The sequence below is a fragment of the Cytobacillus sp. OWB-43 genome (genome assembly GCF_034651445.1).
In the GTDB taxonomy this organism is placed as follows: Bacteria; Bacillota; Bacilli; order Bacillales; family Cytobacillaceae; genus Cytobacillus; species Cytobacillus kochii.
In genome coordinates this window covers 1,760,204-1,785,287 of the sequence record NZ_JAYEFF010000001.1, presented here as the reverse complement: position 1 = coordinate 1,785,287, position 25,084 = coordinate 1,760,204, and the positions used below count along the sequence as shown (strand labels likewise).

Annotated in this window: 31 protein-coding genes; 25 read left to right on the top strand and 6 right to left on the bottom strand. The window is 36.2% G+C overall.

Annotated elements, in window-relative coordinates:
• The first annotated feature begins 58 nt into the window (after positions 1–58).
• Positions 59–742 carry a DUF1510 family protein gene (locus tag U9M49_RS08820; protein WP_233435217.1) on the top strand — a complete coding sequence of 228 codons (684 nt, stop codon included), beginning with the start codon at positions 59–61 and terminating at the stop codon, positions 740–742.
• Between the two features lie 156 nt (positions 743–898).
• Here the strand turns inward: U9M49_RS08820 and U9M49_RS08815 are convergent, their stop codons facing one another.
• The gene (locus tag U9M49_RS08815) at positions 899–1,117 is read right to left on the bottom strand and encodes a DUF2536 family protein (protein WP_322909612.1); all 219 of its coding nucleotides are present in this window, start codon (positions 1,115–1,117) and stop codon (positions 899–901) included.
• A gap of 183 nt (positions 1,118–1,300) precedes the next feature.
• Between U9M49_RS08815 and U9M49_RS08810 the strand changes: the two genes are divergently transcribed.
• The 5 genes from U9M49_RS08810 to U9M49_RS08790 all read left to right on the top strand — a co-directional run bounded on the left by U9M49_RS08810 (position 1,301) and on the right by U9M49_RS08790 (position 5,306).
• Positions 1,301–1,939 carry a class I SAM-dependent methyltransferase gene (locus tag U9M49_RS08810; protein ID WP_095372479.1) on the top strand — a complete coding sequence of 213 codons (639 nt, stop codon included), beginning with the start codon at positions 1,301–1,303 and terminating at the stop codon, positions 1,937–1,939.
• A gap of 14 nt (positions 1,940–1,953) precedes the next feature.
• Positions 1,954–2,655 carry a 5'-methylthioadenosine/S-adenosylhomocysteine nucleosidase gene (mtnN, locus tag U9M49_RS08805; protein WP_095372480.1) on the top strand — a complete coding sequence of 234 codons (702 nt, stop codon included), beginning with the start codon at positions 1,954–1,956 and terminating at the stop codon, positions 2,653–2,655.
• Positions 2,656–2,675: 20 nt separating this feature from the next.
• Positions 2,676–3,599 (top strand): PLP-dependent cysteine synthase family protein, encoded by a 924-nt coding sequence (locus U9M49_RS08800; RefSeq protein ID WP_095372481.1) that lies wholly within the window; start codon positions 2,676–2,678, stop codon positions 3,597–3,599.
• Position 3,600: 1 nt separating this feature from the next.
• Entirely contained in the window at positions 3,601–4,737 is a 1,137-nt protein-coding gene (locus U9M49_RS08795) for a bifunctional cystathionine gamma-lyase/homocysteine desulfhydrase (RefSeq protein ID WP_322909611.1), read from the top strand.
• A gap of 425 nt (positions 4,738–5,162) precedes the next feature.
• Positions 5,163–5,306, top strand: coding sequence for a YrzI family small protein (locus U9M49_RS08790; RefSeq protein ID WP_095372483.1), 144 nt, complete (start codon positions 5,163–5,165; stop codon positions 5,304–5,306).
• A gap of 236 nt (positions 5,307–5,542) precedes the next feature.
• Here the strand turns inward: U9M49_RS08790 and U9M49_RS08785 are convergent, their stop codons facing one another.
• Positions 5,543–5,761: a hypothetical protein gene (locus U9M49_RS08785; RefSeq protein ID WP_322909610.1), complete on the bottom strand. Its 219-nt coding sequence runs from the start codon at positions 5,759–5,761 to the stop codon at positions 5,543–5,545.
• Between the two features lie 128 nt (positions 5,762–5,889).
• Here U9M49_RS08785 and sigK point away from each other — a divergent pair, with 128 nt between their 5' ends.
• The 4 genes from sigK to U9M49_RS08765 all read left to right on the top strand — a co-directional run bounded on the left by sigK (position 5,890) and on the right by U9M49_RS08765 (position 10,823).
• Positions 5,890–6,603, top strand: coding sequence for an RNA polymerase sporulation sigma factor SigK (sigK, locus tag U9M49_RS08780; RefSeq protein ID WP_095372484.1), 714 nt, complete (start codon positions 5,890–5,892; stop codon positions 6,601–6,603).
• A 669-nt stretch (positions 6,604–7,272) separates the two neighbouring features.
• Positions 7,273–7,602, top strand: a complete 330-nt coding sequence (locus U9M49_RS08775; RefSeq protein ID WP_307312826.1) for an antibiotic biosynthesis monooxygenase — start codon at positions 7,273–7,275, stop codon at positions 7,600–7,602.
• A 187-nt stretch (positions 7,603–7,789) separates the two neighbouring features.
• Positions 7,790–9,592 carry a M3 family oligoendopeptidase gene (locus tag U9M49_RS08770; RefSeq protein ID WP_322909608.1) on the top strand — a complete coding sequence of 601 codons (1,803 nt, stop codon included), beginning with the start codon at positions 7,790–7,792 and terminating at the stop codon, positions 9,590–9,592.
• A gap of 451 nt (positions 9,593–10,043) precedes the next feature.
• Positions 10,044–10,823 (top strand): phosphatidylserine decarboxylase, encoded by a 780-nt coding sequence (locus U9M49_RS08765; protein WP_307312828.1) that lies wholly within the window; start codon positions 10,044–10,046, stop codon positions 10,821–10,823.
• Between the two features lie 42 nt (positions 10,824–10,865).
• Here the strand turns inward: U9M49_RS08765 and U9M49_RS08760 are convergent, their stop codons facing one another.
• On the bottom strand, positions 10,866–11,006 hold the full coding sequence (locus U9M49_RS08760; RefSeq protein ID WP_095372487.1) for a sporulation histidine kinase inhibitor Sda: 141 nt from the start codon (positions 11,004–11,006) through the stop codon (positions 10,866–10,868).
• A gap of 388 nt (positions 11,007–11,394) precedes the next feature.
• Here U9M49_RS08760 and U9M49_RS08755 point away from each other — a divergent pair, with 388 nt between their 5' ends.
• Genes U9M49_RS08755 through U9M49_RS08720 form a run of 8 tightly spaced genes read left to right on the top strand, consistent with a single transcriptional unit; the run spans position 11,395 to position 16,436 of the window.
• Entirely contained in the window at positions 11,395–11,910 is a 516-nt protein-coding gene (locus U9M49_RS08755; protein WP_095372488.1) for a YqeG family HAD IIIA-type phosphatase, read from the top strand.
• 2 nt (positions 11,911–11,912) lie between these two features.
• Positions 11,913–13,016 (top strand): ribosome biogenesis GTPase YqeH, encoded by a 1,104-nt coding sequence (gene yqeH / locus U9M49_RS08750; protein WP_095372489.1) that lies wholly within the window; start codon positions 11,913–11,915, stop codon positions 13,014–13,016.
• Between the two features lie 27 nt (positions 13,017–13,043).
• Positions 13,044–13,889: a shikimate dehydrogenase gene (aroE, locus tag U9M49_RS08745; protein WP_095372490.1), complete on the top strand. Its 846-nt coding sequence runs from the start codon at positions 13,044–13,046 to the stop codon at positions 13,887–13,889.
• A complete protein-coding gene (gene yhbY / locus U9M49_RS08740; protein WP_095372491.1) occupies positions 13,876–14,166 on the top strand; it encodes a ribosome assembly RNA-binding protein YhbY in 291 nt (96 codons plus the stop codon). The genes aroE and yhbY overlap by 14 nt, the downstream gene beginning before the upstream one ends.
• Before the next feature lie 22 nt (positions 14,167–14,188).
• A complete protein-coding gene (locus U9M49_RS08735; protein ID WP_095372492.1) occupies positions 14,189–14,758 on the top strand; it encodes a nicotinate-nucleotide adenylyltransferase in 570 nt (189 codons plus the stop codon).
• A complete protein-coding gene (gene yqeK / locus U9M49_RS08730; RefSeq protein WP_095372493.1) occupies positions 14,748–15,314 on the top strand; it encodes a bis(5'-nucleosyl)-tetraphosphatase (symmetrical) YqeK in 567 nt (188 codons plus the stop codon). Before U9M49_RS08735 ends, yqeK begins: the two co-directional genes overlap by 11 nt.
• 4 nt (positions 15,315–15,318) lie before the next feature.
• A complete protein-coding gene (gene rsfS / locus U9M49_RS08725; protein WP_095372494.1) occupies positions 15,319–15,675 on the top strand; it encodes a ribosome silencing factor in 357 nt (118 codons plus the stop codon).
• The gene (locus U9M49_RS08720) at positions 15,675–16,436 is read left to right on the top strand and encodes a class I SAM-dependent DNA methyltransferase (protein WP_095372495.1); all 762 of its coding nucleotides are present in this window, start codon (positions 15,675–15,677) and stop codon (positions 16,434–16,436) included. The genes rsfS and U9M49_RS08720 overlap by 1 nt, the downstream gene beginning before the upstream one ends.
• A 74-nt stretch (positions 16,437–16,510) precedes the next feature.
• On the opposite strand, the gene comER is transcribed toward U9M49_RS08720, so the two are convergent.
• Positions 16,511–17,335: a late competence protein ComER gene (gene comER, locus U9M49_RS08715; protein WP_095372496.1), complete on the bottom strand. Its 825-nt coding sequence runs from the start codon at positions 17,333–17,335 to the stop codon at positions 16,511–16,513.
• 91 nt (positions 17,336–17,426) lie between these two features.
• Between comER and U9M49_RS08710 the strand changes: the two genes are divergently transcribed.
• The 4 genes from U9M49_RS08710 (at position 17,427) to U9M49_RS08695 (ending at position 21,101) form a co-directional block, all read left to right on the top strand.
• Positions 17,427–18,050, top strand: a complete 624-nt coding sequence (locus U9M49_RS08710; protein ID WP_095372497.1) for a helix-hairpin-helix domain-containing protein — start codon at positions 17,427–17,429, stop codon at positions 18,048–18,050.
• Between the two features lie 85 nt (positions 18,051–18,135).
• Positions 18,136–18,696, top strand: a complete 561-nt coding sequence (locus U9M49_RS08705; RefSeq protein WP_095372498.1) for a ComE operon protein 2 — start codon at positions 18,136–18,138, stop codon at positions 18,694–18,696.
• 85 nt (positions 18,697–18,781) lie between these two features.
• Positions 18,782–20,086, top strand: a complete 1,305-nt coding sequence (locus tag U9M49_RS08700; protein WP_322909607.1) for a ComEC/Rec2 family competence protein — start codon at positions 18,782–18,784, stop codon at positions 20,084–20,086.
• Positions 20,019–21,101, top strand: a complete 1,083-nt coding sequence (locus tag U9M49_RS08695) for a DNA internalization-related competence protein ComEC/Rec2 (RefSeq protein ID WP_322909606.1) — start codon at positions 20,019–20,021, stop codon at positions 21,099–21,101. The genes U9M49_RS08700 and U9M49_RS08695 overlap by 68 nt, the downstream gene beginning before the upstream one ends.
• A gap of 145 nt (positions 21,102–21,246) precedes the next feature.
• Here U9M49_RS08695 and U9M49_RS08690 read toward each other — a convergent pair whose 3' ends face one another.
• On the bottom strand, positions 21,247–21,381 hold the full coding sequence (locus U9M49_RS08690) for a YqzM family protein (RefSeq protein WP_095372500.1): 135 nt from the start codon (positions 21,379–21,381) through the stop codon (positions 21,247–21,249).
• Positions 21,382–21,721: 340 nt separating this feature from the next.
• On the opposite strand from U9M49_RS08690, the gene holA reads away from it, so the two are divergent.
• Positions 21,722–22,756 (top strand): DNA polymerase III subunit delta, encoded by a 1,035-nt coding sequence (gene holA / locus U9M49_RS08685; protein ID WP_095372501.1) that lies wholly within the window; start codon positions 21,722–21,724, stop codon positions 22,754–22,756.
• A gap of 67 nt (positions 22,757–22,823) precedes the next feature.
• Here the strand turns inward: holA and rpsT are convergent, their stop codons facing one another.
• Positions 22,824–23,087 (bottom strand): 30S ribosomal protein S20, encoded by a 264-nt coding sequence (rpsT, locus tag U9M49_RS08680; protein WP_095372502.1) that lies wholly within the window; start codon positions 23,085–23,087, stop codon positions 22,824–22,826.
• 246 nt (positions 23,088–23,333) lie between these two features.
• On the opposite strand from rpsT, the gene gpr reads away from it, so the two are divergent.
• Together gpr and U9M49_RS08670 are read left to right on the top strand one after the other, a co-directional pair.
• Entirely contained in the window at positions 23,334–24,452 is a 1,119-nt protein-coding gene (gene gpr / locus U9M49_RS08675; protein WP_095372503.1) for a GPR endopeptidase, read from the top strand.
• A gap of 65 nt (positions 24,453–24,517) precedes the next feature.
• Positions 24,518–24,811, top strand: coding sequence for a DUF3679 domain-containing protein (locus U9M49_RS08670; protein WP_095372504.1), 294 nt, complete (start codon positions 24,518–24,520; stop codon positions 24,809–24,811).
• The last annotated feature ends 273 nt before the right edge of the window (positions 24,812–25,084 follow it).

Sequence of the window (25,084 nt, the reverse complement as noted above, 5' to 3'; positions counted from 1 at the left end):
AGACATGTTAAAATGTTTTCAGCTATGATATTTCTTTTTTAAATTAGGAGGTATTCCTTTGAATAATACTGATAATGGTTCATCCCGTTATGATAAAAGATCGAAAAGGAAAAAAACAAACATAATCTTAAATGGCTTAATTGGCGTCGTTATTCTGCTCATCATCGTTGTTGGTACGATTATTTTCTCCGGTGGAAAAGACGAGGATCAACCAGCGGATTCTGCTGCGAATGAAGAAGTAAATAATGAAGAAACTTCTAAAGAAAATAGCAGTGATGAGAAAGATGATGCAACAAATGAGGGAAGTCAAGAAGGTAACAGTGAGGAAGAAGAAAATAAAGATAATGAAGAGAATAAAGATGAAGAAAGTAATGAAGAAGAAAACAATGAAGAAAAAGTAAAAGAGGAAGAGATTGTCACTGAAGGCGGCAGTAGTGCTGATGTCAATAGAACGGTAGAAAATCCGGCTTGGCAACCTGTAGGTACAGTACAAGACGACCATCCGACAGCTGTGTATGATCAGAGTCATGTGGATTGGGATGAAATGCTTCGTGCAATCACTTATGCTACTGGATTAGATCGTTCAGCTATGACTGTTTATTTCCTTGGTAATGACGGTGTAAATCGTTCTGTTGGTACAGTCGCTTCACCTAATAAAGATGAAATGTATCGTGTATATATTGAATGGGTAGACGGAAAAGGATGGAAACCAACGAAGGTAGAAGAATTAAATAGTATATAAGAAAAACTGGTTTTCCTAGCCAGAATGAAACGCGAACATTCATTTGTTCGCGTTTTTTTGCATCGAGAGTCAACATATGGCTGCATATTAGAAAGTGGTGAATTCTAAGTGTCCACTTGCCACAAAGGATCATTTGCTTCGCATGCAATTTTTATTCTACTTTTTCTTCAGTTTAAAATGAACAACAGCTGAATAGAACCTTTTGCCGTTTTCATCTATATGCATTTGGTGAGCGACATGATGAACTTCTAGCATAATGGCTTTATTTGTTTCAATTTGGTCATTTATTTTCTTTTCTAAATCGTCCAGCTTTGTTGCTTCGAAAAATTCTACTTTATCCTCAATAAAATCTAATTGAAAGTTCAAGTTAATCATCCCTTCATACGCTATCACTCCTAATTTTAAGTAAATTTCATTTTCTGTGCAATGAGAAAAGTGGATATTGATTTTTCTTGAAACTTAAGAAGGGGTGTGGTAGATTGGGAACATGTTACAAATTAATTCATAGTATACTCATAGGAATTATTGCTATTGTAATTACGTGCAGGAGGGTGCAAAATGGGGAAAGAGTTTATTGAATTATTCGAAGAGTGGGCTAAAACATATGATGATACAGTAACAGGCCATGATGAAGAATATAAGGATGTTTTCTTATACTATGATCAATTGCTACAAGAGGTGGCAGATAGAGCAACAGGTAATGTATTAGAATTTGGCCCAGGTACAGGCAATTTAACTGCAAAATTATTAAAACGTAATTTAACTGTTATCGGGATTGAACCGTCGAAATCAATGAGAGAGATTGCTATCAACAAGTTACAAGATAAAGCAAAAGTGCTCGATGGTGATTTCTTAAACTTTCAAATAGATGAAAACGTAGATACTATAGTAAGTTCTTATGCCTTTCACCATTTAACAGATGAAGAAAAGTCTTTGGCGATTGAACAGTATGGAAAGATGTTACCTTCAGGTGGTAAAATAGTGTTTGCGGATACAATGTATGAATCTGTAGATGCTTATCAAAAGGCTATTACTGATGCCACTGAAAAGGGTTATCATAATCTAGCTGAAGATTTAAAGCGAGAATACTATACGACAATCCCCGTATTAAGAGAGATTATGCGGGTGAATGGTTTTACAGTTTCATTTAATCGCTGCAATGATTTTGTTTGGATTATGGAAGGTGTCAAAGCTTAGAAAGAGGGAAAGTAATGAAAATAGCTATTATCGGAGCAATGGAAGAAGAAGTAACAATTTTAAGGGACCATATGGATGAGAAGCAACAGCAAGTGATTGCTGGCTGTGAATATACAGAAGGTAAAATGAACGGAGCAGACGTTGTTCTTCTTCGTTCTGGCATTGGTAAAGTGAGCGCAGCAATGTCCACTACCATTCTTTTGGAGAAGTTCAAGCCGGATTATGTTATCAATACAGGGTCTGCTGGAGGATTCAACCCTGAATTAAATGTAGGTGATGTCGTTATTTCATCTGAAGTTAGACATCATGATGTCGACGCAACTGTATTTGGTTATGAATATGGTCAAGTACCACAACAACCTCCTGCCTTTATTGCACATGAGGCGTTATTGGAAATTGCTGAAGAGAGTGGTAAAGAGTTAGAAGGTATAACAGTTATAAGAGGACTGATTGCGACTGGAGATTCATTTATTAGCAACCCAGCGCAAACGGCACTAATACAAGATAAATTCACGGCATTGCAAGCAGTAGAAATGGAAGCAGCAGCGATTGCGCAGGTTGCTCATGCCTTTGATACACCTTTTGTGATTATTCGCTCTTTATCTGATATTGCTGGTAAAGAATCTAATATTTCTTTTGATCAATTCCTAGAGAAAGCAGCACTACACTCTGCAAATCTTGTTATGAAAATAGTAGAAGGAATCAAAAGTAAATAATCAACAAAGGACGGGAAGTTATGAAGGTTTACCGAAGCATTCATGAATTAATTGGACAAACGCCAATGGTAGAAATTTCGCAGTTTGACTTACCAGAAGGTGTGCGTTTATTTGCTAAGTTAGAATACATGAACCCCGGTGGCAGTGTAAAAGACCGCCTAGGACAAGAATTATTAAGAAACGCCTTTGAAAGTGGTAAGTTAAAAAAAGGTGGAACAGTTATTGAGCCTACAGCAGGCAATACAGGTATAGGTCTAGCGCTAGCAGCATTAAAAGAAGATGTGAATGTGATTGTTTGTGTACCTGAGAAGTTTAGTATTGAAAAGCAAGATCTGATGAGAGCTTTAGGAGCTACAGTCGTTCAAACACCTACAGAAGAAGGCATGAAAGGTGCCATTGCCAAAGCAGAAGTGCTTTTAAAGGAAATCCCTAATGCATTTTGTCCACAGCAATTTGCAAACCCGGCTAACCCGGATACTTATTACCGAACTTTAGGCCCTGAAATATGGGATGATCTTGATGGGAATGTTGATATATTTGTAGCCGGTGCAGGTACAGGTGGCACATTTATGGGCACTGCTCGTTATTTGAAAGAAAAAAGAGAACAAATAAAAACCGTCATTGTTGAGCCAGAAGGCTCCATCTTAAATGGTGGCGAATCTGGTCCGCATAAAACAGAGGGAATCGGTATGGAATTTTTACCAGATTATATGGATACCACTTATTTTAATAGCATTCATACAATAAGTGATGAGAACGCTTTTAATAGAGTAAAGCAATTAGCTGAAAAAGAAGGAATGCTTGTCGGTAGTTCATCTGGTTCAGCTTTGCATGCAGCATTATTAGAAGCAGAACAAGCTCCAGCAGGTACGAATATTGTGGTGATTTTTCCAGATGGCAGTGAGCGTTATTTAAGTAAAAAGATTTATGAAGGAGGTATTTGATATGAAAAGAAAAACAAAATTAATTCATGGCGGAATTGCTGGTGATCCAACAACAGGTGCAGTATCTGTACCTATCTATCAAGTAAGTACTTATAAACAAGACGGAGTAGGTAATCATAAAGGCTTTGAGTATTCACGTACAGGTAACCCAACAAGACATGCATTAGAAGAGCTTATTAAAGATTTAGAAGCTGGGCATGCAGGCTTTGCTTTTGGCTCAGGGATGGCAGCAATCACTGCTACTGTGATGCTTTTTGATAGTGGGGATCATATCATCCTCACTGATGATGTATACGGTGGAACTTATCGTGTGATTACGAAAGTGCTTAATCGATTCGGTATTGAAGCGACATTTGTTGATACAAGTAACTTAAACAATATCACAGCTGCCATAAAGCCAAATACAAAGGCTGTATATATTGAAACACCAACAAATCCACTTCTAAAAATCACGGATATTGAAGCAGCAGCAAAATTAGCTAAAGAAAATAATCTCTTAACAATTGTTGATAATACATTTTCAACACCATATTGGCAAACTCCAATTGAGTTAGGTGCAGATATCGTGCTTCACAGCGCGACGAAGTACTTAGGTGGACATAGCGATGTTGTTGCAGGGTTAGTGGTTGTAAATAGTGATAAGCTCGCAGAAGAATTACACTTTGTTCAAAATTCAACCGGTGGAGTGTTAGGGCCTCAAGATTCATGGTTGCTAATGAGAGGGATTAAAACATTAGGAATCAGAATGGAGGAAACGGAAAGTAACACAAAGGCGATTGTCGAGTTTCTTATACAGCATCCTGCAGTATCAAAAGTGTATTATCCTGGGGTTGAGTCTCATCCAAATCACGACATCGCCAAGAAACAGGCTGATGGTTTTGGAGGAATGGTTTCTTTTGATGTTGGCAGTGAAGAGAATGCTGATAAGCTACTTGAAAATGTGAGATACTTTACTCTTGCAGAAAGCCTCGGTGCTGTTGAAAGCTTAATCTCCGTTCCAGCAAGAATGACTCATGCATCTATACCGAAAGAACGTCGAGATGAACTAGGTATCACAGACGGACTTGTAAGAATTTCTGTTGGTTTAGAGGATGTTGAGGATTTAATTGAAGATTTAAAGTTAGCTTTAGAAAAGTAAAGTTGAGGCTCACCTAAGGGGTGGGCTTTTTTCTGTTCTCAAAGAAAGGTAGGGCGTTCTAGGGAGAAAAATAATTATTTTCGCCCTTTTTAAAATTTTTTGCAAAAAGCCGTTTACAAATGGCTATTTCTTGGATATACTTACCAATGTAAGCGAAAATATTCTAAAGAAAAGGGAGGTCGGAAACAATGAAAAACTTATGCAATTTAACTACAGCAGTAAATGAAACTCAAATACAAATCAATTTCGACCTATTTGGAATGGATCGCTTCATTTAATTTTTTGTCTATCCATGCCGCAGGGAGGAATTGTCATCTCCTGCGGCATTTTTATGTTTATTTCTTAATGCCGTAAGGGGGTGAGTGCCCCTTTGCGGCATTTTTGTGTGCATTTTTTGGATAGATAAAGAGAGGAGGTGCTGCAGGATGACATTAAATCTAATTTTTCTAACGGTGACAATTAAAGCTAGAAAACGCTCGGTTGAAGAACGTATGCATGATGAATATGTAAACCGTCTTCTTGAAGACCATAAAGCACGACAAGAAGAAATCTATCGCAATTTTTACTAAGGATAAAGGAAATAAAGAAAGGTGGAGGAGATCATGATGTTTTTATTACAAGGAAGAAAGGTTTATTTCTGGGTTGAGAAGGACTCAACCTAACGTAGTTTTGTAGGGGGAGAGTATGTGGCGATAAAAATAACTCTATTCACAGTTTATTTTACAAAAAAATATAGAAATCAAAAGTGAAAAATATAATGACAGAATTGATGGGACCTCTAGCTTTTAGATGTCCCATCATGATTTTATTTATCAGGTCGTTTCCATAAAAACATAATTAAAAATAAACCAATGACAAAAATGACAACTGGTTTCCAAGAAAAGCCTTCAAATATAATTTCAGCAATACTAACCATGGCGATGATAAGAAAAACAATCCCTAATACTAAACGATTCACTCCCAAACTAGCGTTCCCACTTTCTATCCATTTCTTATATCTCCATATTAACTGATTGGCATACACCTCGTCCAATTCCACTAAACAATAAACACTGTAATTGAAAATTAATACGCTAGGACAGACAATAACAGCTTTTCCACTACATAGAAATGGTTAATAGGCGAAAAGTTCAAACTAGCGGGGGTGGCTCTATGTCTGGAATTATGACAGCACTTGGATTTTTAGTTAAAGAAATTGTTTTTCTTGTCTCATATGTGAAGAATAATGCTTTTCCTCAGCCTTTATCTTCAAGTGACGAAAAAAAATACTTAAGGCAAATGGCAGAAGGGGATTCACACGCACGCAATATGCTAATTGAGCATAATCTTCGACTTGTCGCACATATTGTAAAAAAATTCGAGAACACAGGAGAAGATGCTGAGGATCTTATCTCTATCGGTACAATAGGGTTAATTAAAGCGATTGAAAGCTATTCTGAAGGCAAAGGAACAAAGCTTGCTACTTATGCCGCAAGATGTATAGAAAACGAAATTCTCATGCATTTGAGAGCATTAAAGAAGACAAAGAAGGATGTCTCTCTTCATGATCCAATCGGGCAGGATAAAGAAGGCAATGAAATTTCGTTGATTGATGTGCTAAAGTCAGAATCAGAAGATGTGATTAATACGATTCAACTAAATATGGAACTTGAGAAGGTGCGAGAATACATTGATGTATTGGACGAAAGAGAGAAAGAAGTGATTGTGGGACGGTTTGGGTTGGATTTAAAGAAGGAAAAGACGCAAAGAGAGATAGCAAAAGAATTAGGTATTTCACGGAGCTATGTTTCGCGTATTGAAAAACGAGCATTAATGAAAATGTTTCATGAGTTTTATCGAGCGGAAAAAGAGAAGAAGAAGAATTAAGAATACCGTATGTATTTACCACAGTTTCCATGCTGTGGTTTCTTTGTAGTATAGAAAAATGACTGCAATGTAAGGTAAGAGCTATGTAAAAGATAGTATTGAAATGAACGAGCTTTATGAAGAAAAGGGTCGTTTAATCATTGACACAATAAATTTAAACCAAGTACTTTTAATTACTAGTATAATATGAATTTGAGATGTGTGAATATTATCGATTGCCCACATAAAAGCGGATTTCTAATGATTGATTTCCGCATATAACTTGCCTAATGCAAGTGAGTAAAGGAAGTCGAGAGTATCGCAAAATGAAGAACCACTGTAACCTGTGTGATTATCAAGGGAACCCCGCATCGATTGGATTTTTTATGAATGTTCAACTCAACATAAAGCTTTGTTTAATGTTGACTGCGCACTTATTTCCGTTTTTTCCTCAGAATGCTGTAAACGGCAATAGCGGCGCGTCCAAGACCTCAAATGAGAGCTGCACAGACTGGATTTTCTCAACATGCATAAAACTTTTCCTTATAAAGAGAGAGACAATTTACCAATGAATCAGTATCTTATACCTACAGTGATAAGATAGTAGTGAAATAGATCATATGGTTGACGATGATAATCATTATCGATTAAAATGAAGTTATATCATTAAATATAGAGGTGGATTTAAATATGTTCGTTCAAATGAAAAAATTTACTGTAACTGAAGGTAATGCCCATCACCTTGTGGAAAAATTCAGCCAAAAAGGCATTATTGATGAACAACCAGGGATTATTGACATCACAGTTATGGTAAAAAAAGTACGTAGAGGAAATGAAGAAGTTATATTGCAAATTCGTTGGGAATCGGAACAGGATTGGAAGAACTGGGAGAAAAGCGAAGCACACATTGCTGGACATAAAGCAAGTAGAGGAAAACCAAAGCCTGAATTTATTCTAGAAACTGAAGGCAGTCTATATCATGTTGAAACAATTAAAACACCTGCAATCGAAGCAAAATAACCTTCTACATTTTGCATAGTCAAGTAAAAATAAACGGAAAAACACTAGGATACGCTCCCTTATAGGTAGACAAGTAATAAGCTTGGTACTTATAAGGGAGTATTTTTATGCCATATAGACCGTTCCAAAAAGTATTAATAATCTGAAACCTCTGATAGTATTTAAATATTAGAAGGGAGAGATTAGAATGACTCATACAACTTATACTGAGGTTTGGGATTTAGAAAGCTTTTTTGAAGGAGGTAGTCAATCACAATCGTTTCAAAATTATCTAGAGCAAATAGATATCTTGATGGAAGAATTCACTTCACTGGCTAACGATATGCAAATAACAGAAAATGAAGAACATACTATAAATAGTATAGGACAAGTTTTAAGGTCATCTGAAGAAGTATTTAAAAAGCTCATGCAGGCAAGCGCTTTCGTCAGTTGTTTAAAAGCTGAGAATACGTTAGATCCTTTGGTTGAACGGTTACAAATGCAAGTCATGCAACAATCATCCACTTTTTCGACAGTGCTATTAACCTTTCAAAATAAATTGGCACTTATAGGTAATGATGAATGGAAGCAATATGTAAGTAGTAAAACTCTTACTCCGGTAGCTTTTGTCTTAGACGAATGGCGACAGATGGCTCAGGAAAAATTATCAATCCAAGAAGAAGATTTAATTCAATCATTAAGTATGGATGGATTTCACAGTTGGGGAGAGTTATATCATACAACTGTTAGTATGATTGCTATTCCATATGAAGATGAGAATGGTCAAACAACATTATCTGTAGGACAAGCGAATAATATAATGGGACAGTCAAATGCAGCATTAAGAGAAAAGGTCTTTAATCAAATGGAACAGGCATGGGAGGAGAAATCTCCAATCTTTGCAAAAGCATTAAATCACATAGCAGGGTATCGATTAATGGCAAATAAGAAAAGAGGTTGGAATAGCCCTTTAAAAGAGCCGCTTCTTAATAACCGAATGAAAGAAGAAACCTTACATAGTATGTGGGCAGCGGTAGAGAAATATAAAGAACCAGTAACGCGTTATTTAGAAAGAAAGGCAAAATTACTTGGGGTAAATAAATTAAGCTGGTTTGATTTAGATGCACCGATCGGTAAAGTAGATACAAAGAAAGATTTCACAGCGGGCGCGAAGTTTATCATTGAACAATTTGGTACATTTAGTCCTTTAATGAAAACATTTGCAGTACAAGCTTTTGAAGGCCGTTGGATTGAGGCTGAGAATCGTCCGAATAAGCGTCCAGGAGGATTTCACACATATTTTGCCGACAGTGGGCAGTCACGGATTTTTATGACATATTCTGGGACACCTAGTAATGTTTCTACACTCGCGCATGAGCTTGGACATGGATTTCACAGTTTTGTAATGAAAGATATCCCTTTCTTTAATCGAAAATATGCCATGAATGTAGCAGAAACAGCATCGACTTTTGCGGAGCTAATTGTCGCTGATGCTTCAGTAAGGCAGGCGGAAACAAAAATGGAAAAAGTGATTCTTCTGGATGATAAGATTAGTCGGACTGTTACGATGTTTATGAATATACATGCACGTTATTTGTTTGAAACCGCTTTTTATGAAGAAAGAAAAAAAGGTACAGTCACACGAGAGCGATTAAATGAATTGATGACAAGTGCGCAAAAACAAGCATATGGTCATTCGTTAGAACATTATCATCCGTATTTTTGGGCTTCCAAATTGCATTTTTATAATACCCATACACCTTTTTATCAATTCCCTTACACATTTGGCTATCTTTTCTCATTGGGTATCTATAAACAAGCACAAGAAGTAGGCCCAAGTTATGAAAAGAAATACGTAAATTTATTAAAAGATACTGGTTCTATGACCGTTGAATCTCTTGCGATGAAGCATCTAAATGAGGATTTAACAAAACCTGACTTTTGGGAAAACGCTGCGAGCCTTTGTATAAAGGATATTGAGGAGTTTATGCAGTTGACTACTTCATTATAAAAGAAAGAATAGAGGCTAGGGATAGTATGACCAATTAATATACGATTTTTGCTTAGCCTCTATCAAAAGATGAATCTTCACTATCTTCGAAAATCTCTAGAATGATGCCTTCTATCTATGTAAATCATCTCAAGTTTACAACATATTCATTCTTTCCTCTTTACAATCATCATTCCTTACGATAATTTTAATAGGCTGGACTGTTAACTAGTGATATAATAGCAGTCGGTGAGGGTGGGTTTATTATATATGAAAGACACCCCTTTCTTTAATGCATAAAGAAAAAACATAAACATAATTGACTTTATTTATGATAAATATTCAGTGACGATAGATGAACTTTAAGAAATGAAGAACAAGTAGTAGAATTAGAGAAATTTAAAATGAAGAGAGACACCTTTACGAAATAGGTGCTTATTCCTTGGAAAAAAAGTATAGAAAGGTGTTAAAGATGAAGCAAGCGATATATCGAACTTTGATTGAATTAACGAATGGTCGAATGACCTCATCGATATTATATAAATTTGCAAGATCTAAAATGAGTAGATTTTTAATTAAACCGTTTTCTAAGACGTATCGTATTAACGAAGATGAAATTAAAGGAGATTTGGATCAATTCCATACATTACATGAATTCTTTATACGTCTATTGAAGGAAGATGCCCGGCCTATTCATCAAGGGGAGGATACAATTGTTAGCCCTGTTGATGCTATGATTGAGGATATAGGTATGGTGGATAGTAAACATGTGATTACTGTGAAGGAGAAAGATTACTCTATTGCAGAAATGCTTGGTGGGGTTGAAGAAGCGGAGAAATATAAAGGTGGGACGTATATGATTTTCTACTTAAGTCCTAGTCATTATCACCGCATTCATAGTCCCGTAGATGGTCAAGTAAAGAGGCAATGGACTTTAGGAAAGAAATCTTACCCAGTGAATAAATGGGGTTTAACTCTTGGTAAAGATACTTTATCTAAAAATTATCGCAAAATATCAGAAATTCAATATGACGGTGGCGAATTAGCAATGGTCAAAGTAGGGGCCATGTTTGTCAATTCAATTGAGCGGACGTATCAAAATGACTCATTGAAAAAAGGTGAAGAGGTTGCTTATTTTTCATTTGGCTCGACAGTGATTTTGTTATTTCAAAAAGATGCCTTTCAATTGGTACCGACAATACAGTTTCCAGCCCCAATAAAAGTTGGAGAAGTAATTGGTCATATTGTGTAGACAAAAAGAATAGCCCTACAATTGTGGAGGGCGATGATTCTGCTAGGAAGAAGCTTTTATTCTATTTGATAAGGATCTTCTGTGAATTTCAGTTTCGATAAGGCGGATGAAATCCAATGATAATTGAAGTTGAATAGCTTTGTGATAAGATTCTATTAATAGCTCATCAGATAACTTTCGCATGTAGGATCACACCTCCATTACGTCTCATTCGTTCTCGTTTATCTAAAGAACAGGGCTATTTTAAAAGAAGTTCTTGTTGTTACTTCTACCATAGCAGAATGAGTAAGATAGAACAATCGTTCGTTTATCCACAGTGGAAAGTGGATAAAGTGTGATTAAACTGTTCATATCTCTGTACGAGTAAATAATCTCACAGTGTATAATGTGTATAAAGTTATCCACAAAAAGGGTAATGTTGGAATTTGTCGAAAAGTTTTAGTTCTATTTATTCGATTATTCATTTTCGAATATAGAATAATGCTAATTGACCATTTGATTGTGATATGTCATATTAGGTCAGAATAAGATGATAGCTTGAAATAATGAAGAATGAGGTGTTTAAACGGTCGTGCTAAAGAATTTTCTACCGGATCAACATGTAAAGAATGTTTTTGAAATTACTCCAGATATCTTGAAAGAACAAGGAATTAAAGGGATTATTACTGATTTAGATAATACGTTAGTTGAATGGGATCGACCTAATGCTACTCCAAAATTAATTAATTGGTTCGAACAAATGCGCTTAAGTGATATTAAAGTAACGATTGTATCTAATAATAATGAGAGCAGAGTGAAAAATTTCTCTGATCCTTTAAAAACACCATTTATTTATCAAGCAAGAAAACCGATGGGAAGAGCTTTTAAACGCGCGTTACTAGAAATGCAACTGGAAAAGCATGAAGTTGTTGTCGTTGGTGATCAGTTATTAACAGATGTATTAGGTGGAAATAGAAGTGGATTTAACACGATTTTAGTAGTACCTGTTGCAAAAACAGATGGGTTTTTTACGAAAATCAATCGTACGATAGAAAGAAGAATACTCAACTGGTTTAAGAAAAAAGGTATGATTAATTGGGAGGATTAACTTTGAAAGAAGAATACGTTTGTATAGGATGCGGTGTGCATATTCAAACTGAGCATCCGAATGAAATAGGTTATGCGCCAAATTCAGCATTAAAAAAAGAAGAAATTATTTGTCAGCGTTGCTTTCGCCTAAAACACTATAACGAAGTACAGGATGTCAGTTTAACAGATGACGACTTTTTGAAAATTCTAAATGGCTTAGGAAATAAAGATGCTTTAATTGTAAAGATTGTTGATATCTTTGATTTCAATGGCAGTTGGTTGCCTGGATTGCACAGGTTTGTAGGTAATAATAAAGTATTATTAGTTGGTAATAAAGTAGATTTACTACCAAAATCAGTGAATCATAATAAATTAATTCACTGGATGAAACAGCAGGCGAAGGAACTTGGTTTGAAACCTGAAGATGTCTTTTTAGTTAGTGCTGCGAAAGGTCAACAAATGAAAGAAATAGCAGCAGAAATTGATCGGTATAGAAGAGGTAAGGACGTATATATTGTCGGTTGCACGAATGTTGGAAAGTCAACGTTTGTTAACAGGATAATAAAAGAGGTAACTGGAGAAGGAGATATCATTACTACTTCTCATTTTCCAGGAACAACATTAGATATGATTGAAATTCCTTTAGAGGATGGAAAAGCCCTCATCGATACACCAGGTATTATTAATCATCATCAAATGGCACATTATATTGACAAACGTGACTTGAAAATCATTACACCGAAAAAAGAAATAAAACCGAAAGTATACCAATTAAATGATGGTCAAACCCTTTATTTTGGTGGATTAAGTCGATTTGATTTTATTCATGGTGACCGGACATCATTTATTTGTCATTTTTCTAATGAAATCCAAATTCATCGGACAAAATTAGAAAAAGCAGATGAATTATACGAAAAGCATGCTGGAGAAATGTTGACACCACCTCGTAAGGATGAATTAGACGAGTTTCCTGAACTCATTCGCCATGAATTTACAATAAAAGAAGATAAGACAGATGTCGTTTATTCAGGTTTAGGTTGGATAACAGTACCTACAGCAGGGTGCAAAATCGCAGCATATGTACCTAAGGGTGTTAATGTTTCACTAAGAAAATCACTGATATAATCCTTATTGTCAAAGGGGAGAAGAAGAGTGGAGAAGTTTTATGCAGTAATTGGGGATCCTATTGCACATTCGATGTCACCTGTGATGCATAATGATTTATTTCAGTACTACGAAATGGATGCGCATTATTTACCGTTGCATATTCAATCGGAAAATCTATCGGATGCCATAAAGGGCTTAAGGGCATGTGGTATTGCAGGATTTAATGTGACTGTGCCACATAAAGAGACTATTATGGCGTATTTAGATGAACTAGATCCTTTAGCAGAAGCAATAGGGGCAGTAAATACTGTCATTCACAGGGATGGAAAGTTAATTGGCTATAATACGGATGGAACGGGTTTCCTCCAGGGGCTGAAAAACCATCAACCACAGTTTAGTGAAAATAAAATATTGGTAGTAGGTGCAGGAGGGGCTGCTAAAGCTATTGTCTATGCTTTAGCACAAGCGAGTGTTTCCCATATCACAATTGCCAATCGCACCGTTAATCGTGCGGCGCAATTGATTGCTGATTGTCCGTATGATGTAGATATGCGAGCATTGACATTGGATGATGCAGCACATAAACTGGACGAATATGATTGTATCATTCAAACGACTTCGATTGGAATGTCACCGAGAATGGATGAAAAACCACTTAATCTTAATCTTATGCGTGAAGACGTTTTTGTTAGCGATATTATATATAATCCATTTGAAACAGCCTTTTTAGCAGAAGCAAAAGCAAAGGGAGCCCGTGTACAAAATGGACTAGAGATGTTTGTTTATCAAGGAGCGTTAGCGTTTGAGTTATGGACTTCTCAAATGCCAGACACGGAACGAATGAGAAGAAATGTGGAGCAACAATTAGGAGGAAATTATGTTAACAGGTAAGCAAAAGAGATATTTAAGATCAGAAGCACATCATTTAAACCCGATTTTCCAAGTGGGAAAAGGCGGCGTAAATGATAATATGGTGAAGCAAATTGCGGAAGCATTAGAAGCAAGAGAACTATTAAAAGTAAGCATCTTACAAAACTGTGATGAAGATAAGGATACTGTAGCCGAATTGTTAGTTAAAGGAACTAAAGCGGAACTTGTACAAGTGATTGGCAATATGATTGTGCTTTATAAACAATCTAAAGAGAATAAACAAATTAAATTACCTTAAACGATCCTGTGGGGGGAAAAGGATGAAAAGAATAGGAATCCTAGGAGGTACATTTGATCCTCCTCACTTAGGTCACTTAATTATCGCTAATGAAGTATTGCATGCAAAAGACTTAGACGAGATTTGGTTTATGCCTAACCAAGAGCCACCTCATAAAAAGAAGAGTTACTTTTTAAGTAATGAAGATAGAGTAGCATTATTAAGAAGAGCGGTTAGTGATCATCCACAATTTCAAATAGAATTAGTAGAATTAGAAAGAAAAGGTCCTTCTTACACTGTTGATACGATCAAGATCTTACATGAAAGAGAGAAAGATACAAAATTTTTCTTTATTATTGGCGCGGACATGGTTGAGTATCTGCATAAATGGCGTGATATAGATTATTTACTTGATCTTGTTACTTTTGTAGGTGTAAAGAGACCAGATTATCAATTAACGACCAAATATCCCGTTGATTATGTTGAGATTCCTGAGATTGGCATTTCATCTACTTTGATTAGAGAACGCATGCAAAATGGAAAGACAATTAAGTATTTAGTGCCAGATAATGTCCGCACATACATGGAGGAGAATCACCTATATGAACCGTGAACAGGCATTAGAGATTGTCAATGAACAATTAACAGACCATCGATATCAACATACTATTGGTGTGATGAACAGTGCCATTGAATTGGCAGAAAGATTCGGAGCAGATGTGAAGAAAGCTGAAATGGCCGCCATTTTTCATGATTATGCTAAATTTCATCCTAAGGAAGAAATGAAAGCGTGTATCATAGCAAAAGACATGCCTTCAGACTTACTAGAATATAATAGTGAGTTATGGCATGCACCAGTGGGCGCATATTTAGTCGAAACGAAAGTTGGTATTACTGATTGTGAAATATTAGAGGCAATACGCTATCATACTTCAGGGCGAGCTAATATGTCATTATTAGAGAAAGTTGTGTATTTAGCGGACTATATTGAGCCGGGTAGGCATTTTCCTGGTGTTGAAGAAGTGAGAGAACTTGCACAGCGTGATTTGGATGAAGCATTAATTCAAGCTGTGAAAAACTCTATTCTTTTTCTAATGAAAAAAAATCAATCAGTCTATCCGCTCACATTAACGATGTACAATGATTTAGTGATGAATAGAAAGGGTTGATGATATGTCAGAAAAACAATTACTTACAACAGTTGTTAAAGCAGTAGACAGTAAGAGAGCAGAAGATATTGTGGCACTAAATATGAAAGGAATCTCGTTAATAGCGGATTATTTCGTTATTTGTCACGGGAATTCAGATAAGCAAGTGCAAGCTATTGCTAAAGAGGTAAAAGACAAAGCTGAAGAAAGCGGCTATGAAGTCAAAAGAATGGAAGGGTTTGATGAAGCACGCTGGGTTTTAGTTGACTTAGGGGATATCGTTGCACATGTGTTCCATCGTGATGAAAGAAGTTATTATAACTTAGAACGTCTTTGGGGCGATGCAAAAACGGAAGATATTAAAAGTGAGCTGCAACCGTAATGAGTTATCAGCAATTTGCTTATCTCTATGATGGATTAATGGTAGATGCACCTTATGAAAAGTGGGTATCCATTGTTGCATCACAGTGTAATCTTCATCAATTAAAAGGTAAGCGCCTCCTAGATCTTGCTTGTGGAACAGGTGAGCTGTCTTTGCGATTGGCTAAAAAAGGATATGAAGTAACTGGGGCTGATTTATCAGACAATATGCTTGCGGTTGCACAAAGAAAAGCAGCGAGCGAAGCCCTGTCAATTCAATTTTTAGAGCAGGATATGTCCCAATTAGATGAAATTGGTTGCTATGATATCATTACTATTTTTTGTGATTCATTGAACTATCTCCAATCAGAAGATGAAGTAAAATCTACCTTCTCAGGTGTATATGAACATTTAGCTGATGACGGTTTGTTTATGTTTGACGTGCATACCGTTCATAAAATTGATGATTTGTTTGTTAATCAAACGTTTGCCCTGAATGAAGAAGACGTAAGTTATATTTGGCAAAGTTTTGAAGGGGAATTTCCTCATAGTGTGGAACATGATTTGTCATTCTTCGTCCTTGATGAAAAAATAGGCACATACAAACGATATGATGAATGCCATTTTCAGAGAACGTATGAATTTGACGTATACAGACAGTGGTTGAAAGAGGCAGGTTTTGAAATAACTACTTTTTTCGTTGATTTTAATGAGAAAAATAGAGAAATGAACGATGCTGAAAGATTGTTTTTTATTTGTAAAAAGCTGAAAAACAGAATATAAACAAAGAAAAGTCCCGGAAAAAATTCCGAGACTCTTTTTTTGTTAGAAGGGTTATGGCATTTTTTATAGAACTATTAAATAGTTGTATATTGCGTTTTAACCAGGTTTATATCCTCAGTAAACTTTGAGTGAGTCGCTTGGAACAAGTGTTCAAACATATCTCCTAACTCTTTTTCAAGTATCTTTATGCCTTCGCCAGTAACTCCGCCCTTTACACACACCTTTTCTTGTAAAGTAGGTAATGTATAATGTCCTTGGCGCAACAATTCCCCTAAACCTATCAGCATTTCACTAGCTAATTTTGTGGCTGTATCATTATCTATCTTTGTTTCCTTAACGGCGGCATCGATAAATCGTTGGGTTAAGTAACTAAAAAATGCAGGACCACAGCTAACGATATCTGAAGCCACTCTTGTAATATTCTCCTCAATAATGGTAGGGACAGAAATTTGTTCAAACAGCCATTGAATACTTTCTCGCCATTCTTTTGAGCAATGATCTCCATATGTGACTAGAGAGACACCAGCTAATGCTCGGTTCGTAATACTCGGAATGACTCTTGCACTTGAACAGTACAAGACAGACTCTAATTGATTTACTGCAATAGGACTTGTAATAGAGATGACGCATTTGTCTCTATTTAGACTCGGTTGAATGGTTTGAATGACTTCGTAAACATCATGCGGTTTGACACACACGAAAATAAGCGAAGACATCTTTGCAGTTGTCAGTGCATCTCGTGCCACATTGATATCTGGATATGCTTTTTTTATCTCCAATGATTTTGCAATGGTACGGTTTGTAATGGTAATGGAAGAAGGGGAAACAGCTTTGCTATCAAGCAAGGCTTCTGTCAAAATTCTCCCCATATTGCCTGTGCCAATTATACCGATATTCAAAATACATCCCTCCTTCGCCAACAAAAAATGACTCCTATTAAAAATATGAAGCACCAGTTGAAATTATGTCTATTGAAAGGAATTGATGAAAATGGAATGGGTGAAGCAATACGCCCTGTATATTGTAATAGCTGCTGGATTCATTGTTGGTGCTTTATGTATGTGGTTGCTCTCCCCACTTCTAAATCAAAACAATACGGTTGAAGTGGAAAATGAATGGTTGCTTGATGATAAAGGTTTTGAAGAAGGGGGGGAAATATCTCAAGAAGAAGAAGAGAATTATTCAGATGATGATGTTATGGTTGACATTAAAGGAGAAGTCAAAGACCCTGGCGTCTATGAATTAAAAAGCACCCAGCGTATTGTAGATGCTATTCAAGTTGCAGGAGGGTTTCTAAGTGAAGCGGATCAAAAACAAGTCAATCTTGCTCAGAAACTGACAGACGAAATGGTTATCTATATTCCAAAAGTGGGGGAAGAGGGCGTGTCGTCATTACCGCCGTTAAACGAGGGTAATGATGGGAAAATCAATTTGAATCAAGCAACGATTGAACAGCTTGAAACACTGCCAGGGATTGGCCCTTCAAAAGCAGAAGATATTCTTTCGTATAGAGAGGAAGTCGGCTCTTTTAAAGCTATTGAAGATTTAAAAGAAGTATCAGGAATTGGAGAAAAAACGTTTGAAAAACTAAAAGATCTAATAAGTGTTAATTGATTAGATGAAAATGGATTTGACCATACATGTATGGTGTGATTAAACTAAAATATGAGGATGTTTTTAAAAAAGGGAGAGACGTACAATGGACAGAATTTCTTGGGATCAATATTTTATGGCACAAAGCCATTTACTAGCATTAAGAAGTACATGTACACGATTAACTGTAGGGGCAACAATTGTTCGCGATAAACGAATGATCGCAGGTGGATATAATGGGTCAATCACAGGTGGCGATCATTGTATTGATGAAGGGTGCTACGTCATTGACAATCATTGTGTTAGAACAATACATGCGGAGATGAATGCGATTTTACAGTGCGCGAAATTTGGTGTACCAACAGAGAATGCAGAAATTTATGTAACTCATTTTCCATGCTTACAATGCTGTAAAGCGATTATTCAAGCAGGCATTAAAAAGGTATACTATGCAGAGGACTATAAAAATCATCCATATGGGATCGAGCTATTTCAACAAGCTGGAGTCTCGTTAAAGAAAGTACCTTTCGATCAACAACAGTTAGATGCAAAAGCAACAGAAAAGAACGACTTAATTAAGAAGTTATTGGTTGAAATTAGAGACTTAAAAGGTGAGAACGCTCTAGATGCTCAATTAAAAGAAGAAGTAGAAACAATTTTAAAATAATTGATGGATGAAACGGTTTATTAGGTAGCGAGCCGTTTCATCCTCTTGGTGTACAATACTATTCTAAATGGGTGGTGAGATTTCTTTGCCAGGGAAATGGTTTTTTTGCTCCCTTGTCGCGATTTTTTCACTCTTATCTTCTTTCTCCTCTTATTTTTATTTCATTCCCCTTTTCCTATTTTTTCTCTTTAGTATTTTTACAAGGTATCTTTCTCGAAGACTGACATTATTATTTATTTTATGTAGTGTGTTATTTTTCATTAGAGGTTATGTTGCTTCTTATGATAATGGGACTGATATAAGAAGTGAAAGGACTGATTTCACGCTGACCTTTACTCATGGATGGGTCATTGATGGAGATCATCTCTCTGCTCAAGCGATCGATCAACCTTCAAATGAAAAGCTCGTATTTACATACTATATTCCATCTAAGGAAGAGAAAGACTCACTGGAGAAGGTAACGAGTACAGGTCTGATATGTAATGTGATGGGCAAACTAGAAACTCCGCAAAAAGCAACAAATTTTCATAGCTTTGATTACCAACAATATTTAGAGCGCAAAGGTATTCACTGGCAAATTCAAACTGACCAATTTGATTTACGAAGCTGCCAAATGGGCAATACGAATATCGTTACACAAATTTGGCAATTGCGGGAAAAAGGGATCCAATACGTGAGTAAGTATTTTCCAAATGAGACCGCACCACTAGTGAATGCTCTAGTTTATGGAGACCGATCGCAATTAGATGAAACCGTTGAAACAGCTTATCAAAGATTAGGCATTATTCATTTATTAGCTATTTCAGGTATGCATGTAAGTTTATTAGCTGGAATGCTCTTATTTGTGGGCTTAAGGCTAGGTGTGACAAGGCAGCATATGTTGATGATTTTAGTGGGTTTGTTACCGATCTATGGCATCCTTGCCGGAGGAACACCTTCAGTGATTCGAGCTGTAGCAATGCTTATGTTCGCAGCGCTTTTTAAGATTTTTTTGTCAGCTATGAGAACGCAAGATGTGTTATGTATTGTATTTGTTTGTTATTTATTAATTAACCCATTTATTCTTTATGACGTTGGTTTTCAGCTTTCTTTCACAGTTACTTATGTTTTACTTTTGTCTTCTTATTCTCTCCTCAAAAGACGTACCTCTCCTATAAGATCTCTTTTTATAATATCCTTTATTTGTCAATTAGCAGCAACGCCAATATTACTTTATTCCTTCTATGAAATCTCAATCTTCTCCCTCGTCGCTAATATACTCTTTGTACCCATTTTTTTCTTTTGTTATTCTCCCGCTATTTCTGTTCTTATTGGCTTATCATATGATTGTTGGAACTTGGGCTTGGTTTCCGATTCAATGGATAAATACATTACTAGAGCGAATGAATGATTTGAGTTTAACAATAGCGGATTTTCCCCAGGCTGTATTAACATTAGGGAGACCCTCTTTGTGGCTTATTCTGCTCTATTTAATTGCAATCAATCTTTTCTTCTTACAATGGGAGAAAGGGGAGGGGAGAAAGAATTTTCTATTAGCAAGCATTGCACCTTTTTTCGTCTTTTTCATTCACTATCTCACTCCTTATTTTTATTTTACAGGTGAAGTATCCTTTATTGATGTAGGGCAAGGGGACAGTATTTTCATTCGTTTACCTCATAACAGGGGGAATTATTTAATTGATACTGGGGGAGTACTTTCGTTTGATAAAGAGGAATGGCAGGAAAGAACCGGCGCATTTGATCCTGGGGAAGATATCGTTGTGCCTTTTTTGAAAAGTAAAGGCATTAGGAAAATTGATAAACTGATTCTTACACATGGTGATAGTGATCATATGGGTGGTGCACCAGCTGTTTTGTCTATGATTGAAGTAAGTGAGATATTACTCCCGATTACGAAGGAAAGAAGTGCGTTAGAAACAGAGATAATAAAGATAGCTCACACAAAACAGGTTAATGTACGGCAGGTAAGTGCTGGAGTACGTTGGCGTATGAAGACTGAGGAATTTCAAATTCTTATGCCGTTTGATAAAACAGCAAATAATAAAAATGATGGGTCTATCGTGCTTTATGCTGTCATAGGAGGATTAACATGGTTATTTACTGGTGATTTAGAAGAAGCTGGGGAAGCGAAGCTAGTCAATAAATATGAAAGGTTATCTGTTGATGTATTAAAAGTGGGACATCACGGAAGTAAAACTTCGACGACTGAGAAGTTTCTTGATGGAGTAAAACCTAAACTGGCAGTTATTTCAGTTGGTAGAAACAATCGTTTCGGTCATCCAACAGAGGAAGTGTTGCAGAGGTTAAGAAATCATCAAATTCCAATAGTAAGAACTGATCGTCATGGCGGAATTACTTATGTTTTTTTCAAAGGTAACGGAACCTTTTCAACTGTCCTACCATAGGATATGTTATGCCCAGACAATAGAAAACAACTTAACTTTCTTTTCAAAAAATAAAAAAGACTGCAAGCGTAATGCAGTCTCTTCCGAAAGCTCGATGTCAATGCAAAATTGCAGAAGTATGTATCTGCTAATGAGCCTTCAAGGGTTATGCGCCGATTGCTTTAATTGCGACCGCAATGACAAATAGAATGGTAAAGAATCCGAAAGAAGCAACGAATCCCATTGCGGAGTCACCAATATCGTGACGTTTCGATTGGACATTTTTTTCAAATTCGTTCACAGTCAACCCTCCTATTTCCTTAATTAGTATAAGTGATTTCCATGAAAAAATCTACACTTCTAGAAATGCTTTTCCTTTACTTACATGAGTTGACAGCGATAATTCAGCGACTGTCATGACATATTATAAGTATAAGGGTGCACCGCTTCAGCAAGAGTATCCTAGGCCTCTTGCTTGCAAGCGTTTCTATATAGATTGTTTGAGAAGCGCCTTAAAAAGCGCTTTTCTTTATATTTATTGGTATTATAAGCAGCGTACATTCTTTTCATTCCACTTGTCAAAATCGATTTGCTTCTATAGGATAGATAGTACTTATAAAAAATGATCGGAGCGAGAAAAAGTGGTTTTTGATATATGGAAGCAAATTAAAGCAAAAAGCTTCTCATCTGTATATTTATTATACGGTACCGAGCCTTACCTTATAAATGAAACGAAACAATTATTAATAAATCATGCGTTACTGCCAGAAGAACTTGACTTCAATTTGTCTACCTATGATTTAGAAGAAACGCCTATTGAAGTTGCGCTTGAAGACGCTGAAACGTTTCCTTTTATGGGGGAGCGCCGTCTTATTATTTTACATAATCCCTATTTTCTAACAGCGGATAAAGGGAAAGCGAAGGTAGAGCATCAATTAAATGCACTTGAGAATTATTTGAAAGATCCTGCTCCTTACACGATTCTCGTATTTTCAGGCGCATATGAAAAGCTAGACGAACGTAAAAAGTTAACGAAACAAATCAAAAAAAGCGCTGCAGTGTTAGAAGCGAAACAATTGAATGAGAAAGAGCTACATGTTTGGATGCGTGATCGTGCATCCAAAAATGGCGTACAGATTGATGAAGAAGCAATCAATCTTCTACTTACACTATCAGGTATGAATTTATTTATGTTAACGAGCGAAATGGATAAGCTTGCTTTATATGGAAGTGATGAAAGACGTATTACGGTTGAAATGGTGGATCAATTAGTGTCGCGGTCTTTAGAACAAAATATCTTTACACTTGTAGAAAAAGTCGTCCATAGAGATATAGAAGCAGCATTAAGAATTTTTTATGATTTATTGAAGTTAAATGAGGAACCTATCAAAATTTTGGCAGTCATTACAAATCAGTTTCGTCTCATTTACCAAGTGAAAGAATTGTCTAGAAGAGGTTACGGACAAAATCAGATAGCTGGATATATTAAAACGCACCCTTTTAGAGTGAAACTTGCCGCCGGTCAAGCGAGACTTTTTAGTGAAGAAGAGTTATCGCAAATCATGGATATTCTCGCAGATGCGGATTATCAAATGAAAACCGGAGGAATGAACAAGCAATTATTAATTGAGTTATTCTTATTTAAATTAAATAAACGGGATATGGAAGTTCTATAAATAATCTTTTATATGTAATGAAAAAAAGCTATCCATCATGCGGATAGCTTTTTATGATTTCTACAAATTAAGCATTTGCAGTATTCATTCTTTTCATTAAACGAGATTTCTTACGAGCAGCAGCATTTTTATGGATAAGTCCTTTTGCAGCAGCTTTATCTAGTTTGCTTGCAGCTAGTGCAAAGCTTTCAGCAGCATTTGCATCGTTATTAGCAATCGCAGCTTCAGATTTTTTCACTGCAGAACGCATGTTAGACTTAGCTTGAATGTTACGTGCATAGCGTGCTTCGTTTGTTTTAACACGTTTGATAGCAGATTTAATATTTGGCATTCCATTCACCTCCTACAAAAAAGGCATCGAATTTTTATGAACTCGATATTTGTATTCATCATTAATATAAATTCAGAACAAGTGATATTCTATCAAAACTGAGACAATAAATCAATACAAAACGAGGAAATCCATCTTCTCCTTCACTGTAGAAACATATTGTTCACATATAAAACATGCATGATTTGAACAAGTGGTGGTCATCCTAAAACTACAATAATACGCAAAAAAGGTGGTCGTTTGGCTTTGAATGAGAAGTTGGATCTAAGCAAATATGGGATAAGAACGGACTTAGCAATAGAAGCTCGTGAGGTCGTATTAGAAAACCAAGGAATACAAGGTGAAGATAATCAGTCCCAAATCGAAGGCGTTATTATTAAAGAAAAAGAAAAAGAGGGCATGAAAATCTCTTATGTTGAAGTGACTGAACAAGGAAGTGAAATGCTAGGGAAAAAACCAGGTAAATATTTAACAATAGAGGTACAGGGGATTAGACAACAAGATACGGAAACGCAACTGCAAGTGGAAAAGCTATTTGCTAAAGAAATGGCCTACTTTATTAAAGACCTAGGTATTGGCCCTAATGATTCATGTTTAATTGTTGGTTTAGGGAACTGGAATGTTACCCCAGATGCGATTGGACCCGAAGTATGTGAAAACCTACTAATTACTCGGCACTTATTTGAGTTACAGCCAGAGAGTGTAGAAGATGGCTATCGTCCTGTCAGTGCGCTTTCGCCTGGTGTAATGGGTTTAACGGGTATTGAAACGAGTGACATTTTGTTTGGCATTGTTGAGAAAACGAAGCCGGATTTTGTCATTGCCTTGGACGCTCTAGCAGCAAGGTCAATTGAAAGGGTCAATTCTACTATCCAAATTTCTGATACAGGGATTCATCCCGGTTCAGGTGTAGGCAATAAACGAAAGGAAATTAGTAAAGAAACTTTAGGTGTACCTGTTATTGCAATTGGAGTACCAACTGTTGTTGATGCCGTTTCAATTACAAGTGACACAATTGATTTTATCCTCAAGCATTTCGGAAAGGAACTGAAAGAAGGGGACAAGCCTTCTCGCTCACTAATACCGGCCGGAATGACATTTGGAGAAAAGCGAAAGCTATCTGAAGAAGATTTACCCGAGGAGAAAGAGCGACAAACATTTATGGGTATTGTGGGTACTTTACCTGAGGAAGAAAAACGTAAATTAATCGGAGAAGTATTATCTCCATTGGGACATAACTTGATGGTGACCCCAAAAGAAGTAGATGTGTTTATAGAAGATATGGCTAATTTACTAGCTAATGGATTAAATGCAGCTCTCCATTCTAAAGTAAATCAAGAGAATACAGGCTTTTATACGCGATAAAAAGGTTCTATCTTTTCTATTCTTTTCATACAATCTATTACTAGAATGAGGGAAAGGTGATTCGAATGAAAAGATTCATGGTCGCAACTATATTAATTATATCTCTTATGTTCATTTCTGTTTTGTTTGGTATGAAGCAAGCGAATCATGCAATGGTAGAGATGAGTGCGCTAACAGTCGGGGACGATAGGGGCGCATCCACACACGACTTACAAGGTAAGCAAAAACAATTAGAGGAGATGAAGTCCTTTAATCTCTTTTCATCTATAGGTAAGTCCATATCAGAAGGAACTCAAGCCATTACAAGAACAGGTATTGATATGGTAGTTGATAAGGTACAAGAAAAAGATGAGGAGTAATAGAGCATTCCCTAGGTGGATTCGAGGATCCGCCTAGGCCTAATAAAAAAGTTCAATAATCTCAGATGAAACAATTCCCCAACTAGCTTTTCAATTCTTACACAAGAAATGAAACTCCGATTGAATCTGTACACCCATTCATGAATTTCGTTGAATCTTCCATTTTGTACTGCTATAATCAACAATATGTATGTCTTTTCGATTAGAAAGAGAAGCAAGTAAATAAATGAAGTACATATCATCCACTTTTTAAGTGCTAAGAAACTTGGCTAA

What these genes read in the sequence shown, in the direction of transcription:
- U9M49_RS08815 (WP_322909612.1), bottom strand. Translation starts at nt 1,117, where the DNA reads ATGATTAACTTGAACTTTCAATTAGATTTTATTGAGGATAAAGTAGAA.
- U9M49_RS08810 (WP_095372479.1), top strand. Translation starts at nt 1,301, where the DNA reads ATGGGGAAAGAGTTTATTGAATTATTCGAAGAGTGGGCTAAAACATAT.
- mtnN (WP_095372480.1), top strand. Translation starts at nt 1,954, where the DNA reads ATGAAAATAGCTATTATCGGAGCAATGGAAGAAGAAGTAACAATTTTA.
- U9M49_RS08800 (WP_095372481.1), top strand. Translation starts at nt 2,676, where the DNA reads ATGAAGGTTTACCGAAGCATTCATGAATTAATTGGACAAACGCCAATG.
- U9M49_RS08795 (WP_322909611.1), top strand. Translation starts at nt 3,601, where the DNA reads ATGAAAAGAAAAACAAAATTAATTCATGGCGGAATTGCTGGTGATCCA.
- U9M49_RS08790 (WP_095372483.1), top strand. Translation starts at nt 5,163, where the DNA reads ATGACATTAAATCTAATTTTTCTAACGGTGACAATTAAAGCTAGAAAA.
- sigK (WP_095372484.1), top strand. Translation starts at nt 5,890, where the DNA reads ATGTCTGGAATTATGACAGCACTTGGATTTTTAGTTAAAGAAATTGTT.
- U9M49_RS08775 (WP_307312826.1), top strand. Translation starts at nt 7,273, where the DNA reads ATGTTCGTTCAAATGAAAAAATTTACTGTAACTGAAGGTAATGCCCAT.
- U9M49_RS08770 (WP_322909608.1), top strand. Translation starts at nt 7,790, where the DNA reads ATGACTCATACAACTTATACTGAGGTTTGGGATTTAGAAAGCTTTTTT.
- U9M49_RS08765 (WP_307312828.1), top strand. Translation starts at nt 10,044, where the DNA reads ATGAAGCAAGCGATATATCGAACTTTGATTGAATTAACGAATGGTCGA.
- U9M49_RS08760 (WP_095372487.1), bottom strand. Translation starts at nt 11,006, where the DNA reads ATGCGAAAGTTATCTGATGAGCTATTAATAGAATCTTATCACAAAGCT.
- yhbY (WP_095372491.1), top strand. Translation starts at nt 13,876, where the DNA reads ATGTTAACAGGTAAGCAAAAGAGATATTTAAGATCAGAAGCACATCAT.
- U9M49_RS08735 (WP_095372492.1), top strand. Translation starts at nt 14,189, where the DNA reads ATGAAAAGAATAGGAATCCTAGGAGGTACATTTGATCCTCCTCACTTA.
- yqeK (WP_095372493.1), top strand. Translation starts at nt 14,748, where the DNA reads ATGAACCGTGAACAGGCATTAGAGATTGTCAATGAACAATTAACAGAC.
- rsfS (WP_095372494.1), top strand. Translation starts at nt 15,319, where the DNA reads ATGTCAGAAAAACAATTACTTACAACAGTTGTTAAAGCAGTAGACAGT.
- U9M49_RS08720 (WP_095372495.1), top strand. Translation starts at nt 15,675, where the DNA reads ATGAGTTATCAGCAATTTGCTTATCTCTATGATGGATTAATGGTAGAT.
- U9M49_RS08710 (WP_095372497.1), top strand. Translation starts at nt 17,427, where the DNA reads ATGGAATGGGTGAAGCAATACGCCCTGTATATTGTAATAGCTGCTGGA.
- U9M49_RS08705 (WP_095372498.1), top strand. Translation starts at nt 18,136, where the DNA reads ATGGACAGAATTTCTTGGGATCAATATTTTATGGCACAAAGCCATTTA.
- U9M49_RS08695 (WP_322909606.1), top strand. Translation starts at nt 20,019, where the DNA reads ATGATTGTTGGAACTTGGGCTTGGTTTCCGATTCAATGGATAAATACA.
- rpsT (WP_095372502.1), bottom strand. Translation starts at nt 23,087, where the DNA reads ATGCCAAATATTAAATCTGCTATCAAACGTGTTAAAACAAACGAAGCA.
- U9M49_RS08670 (WP_095372504.1), top strand. Translation starts at nt 24,518, where the DNA reads ATGAAAAGATTCATGGTCGCAACTATATTAATTATATCTCTTATGTTC.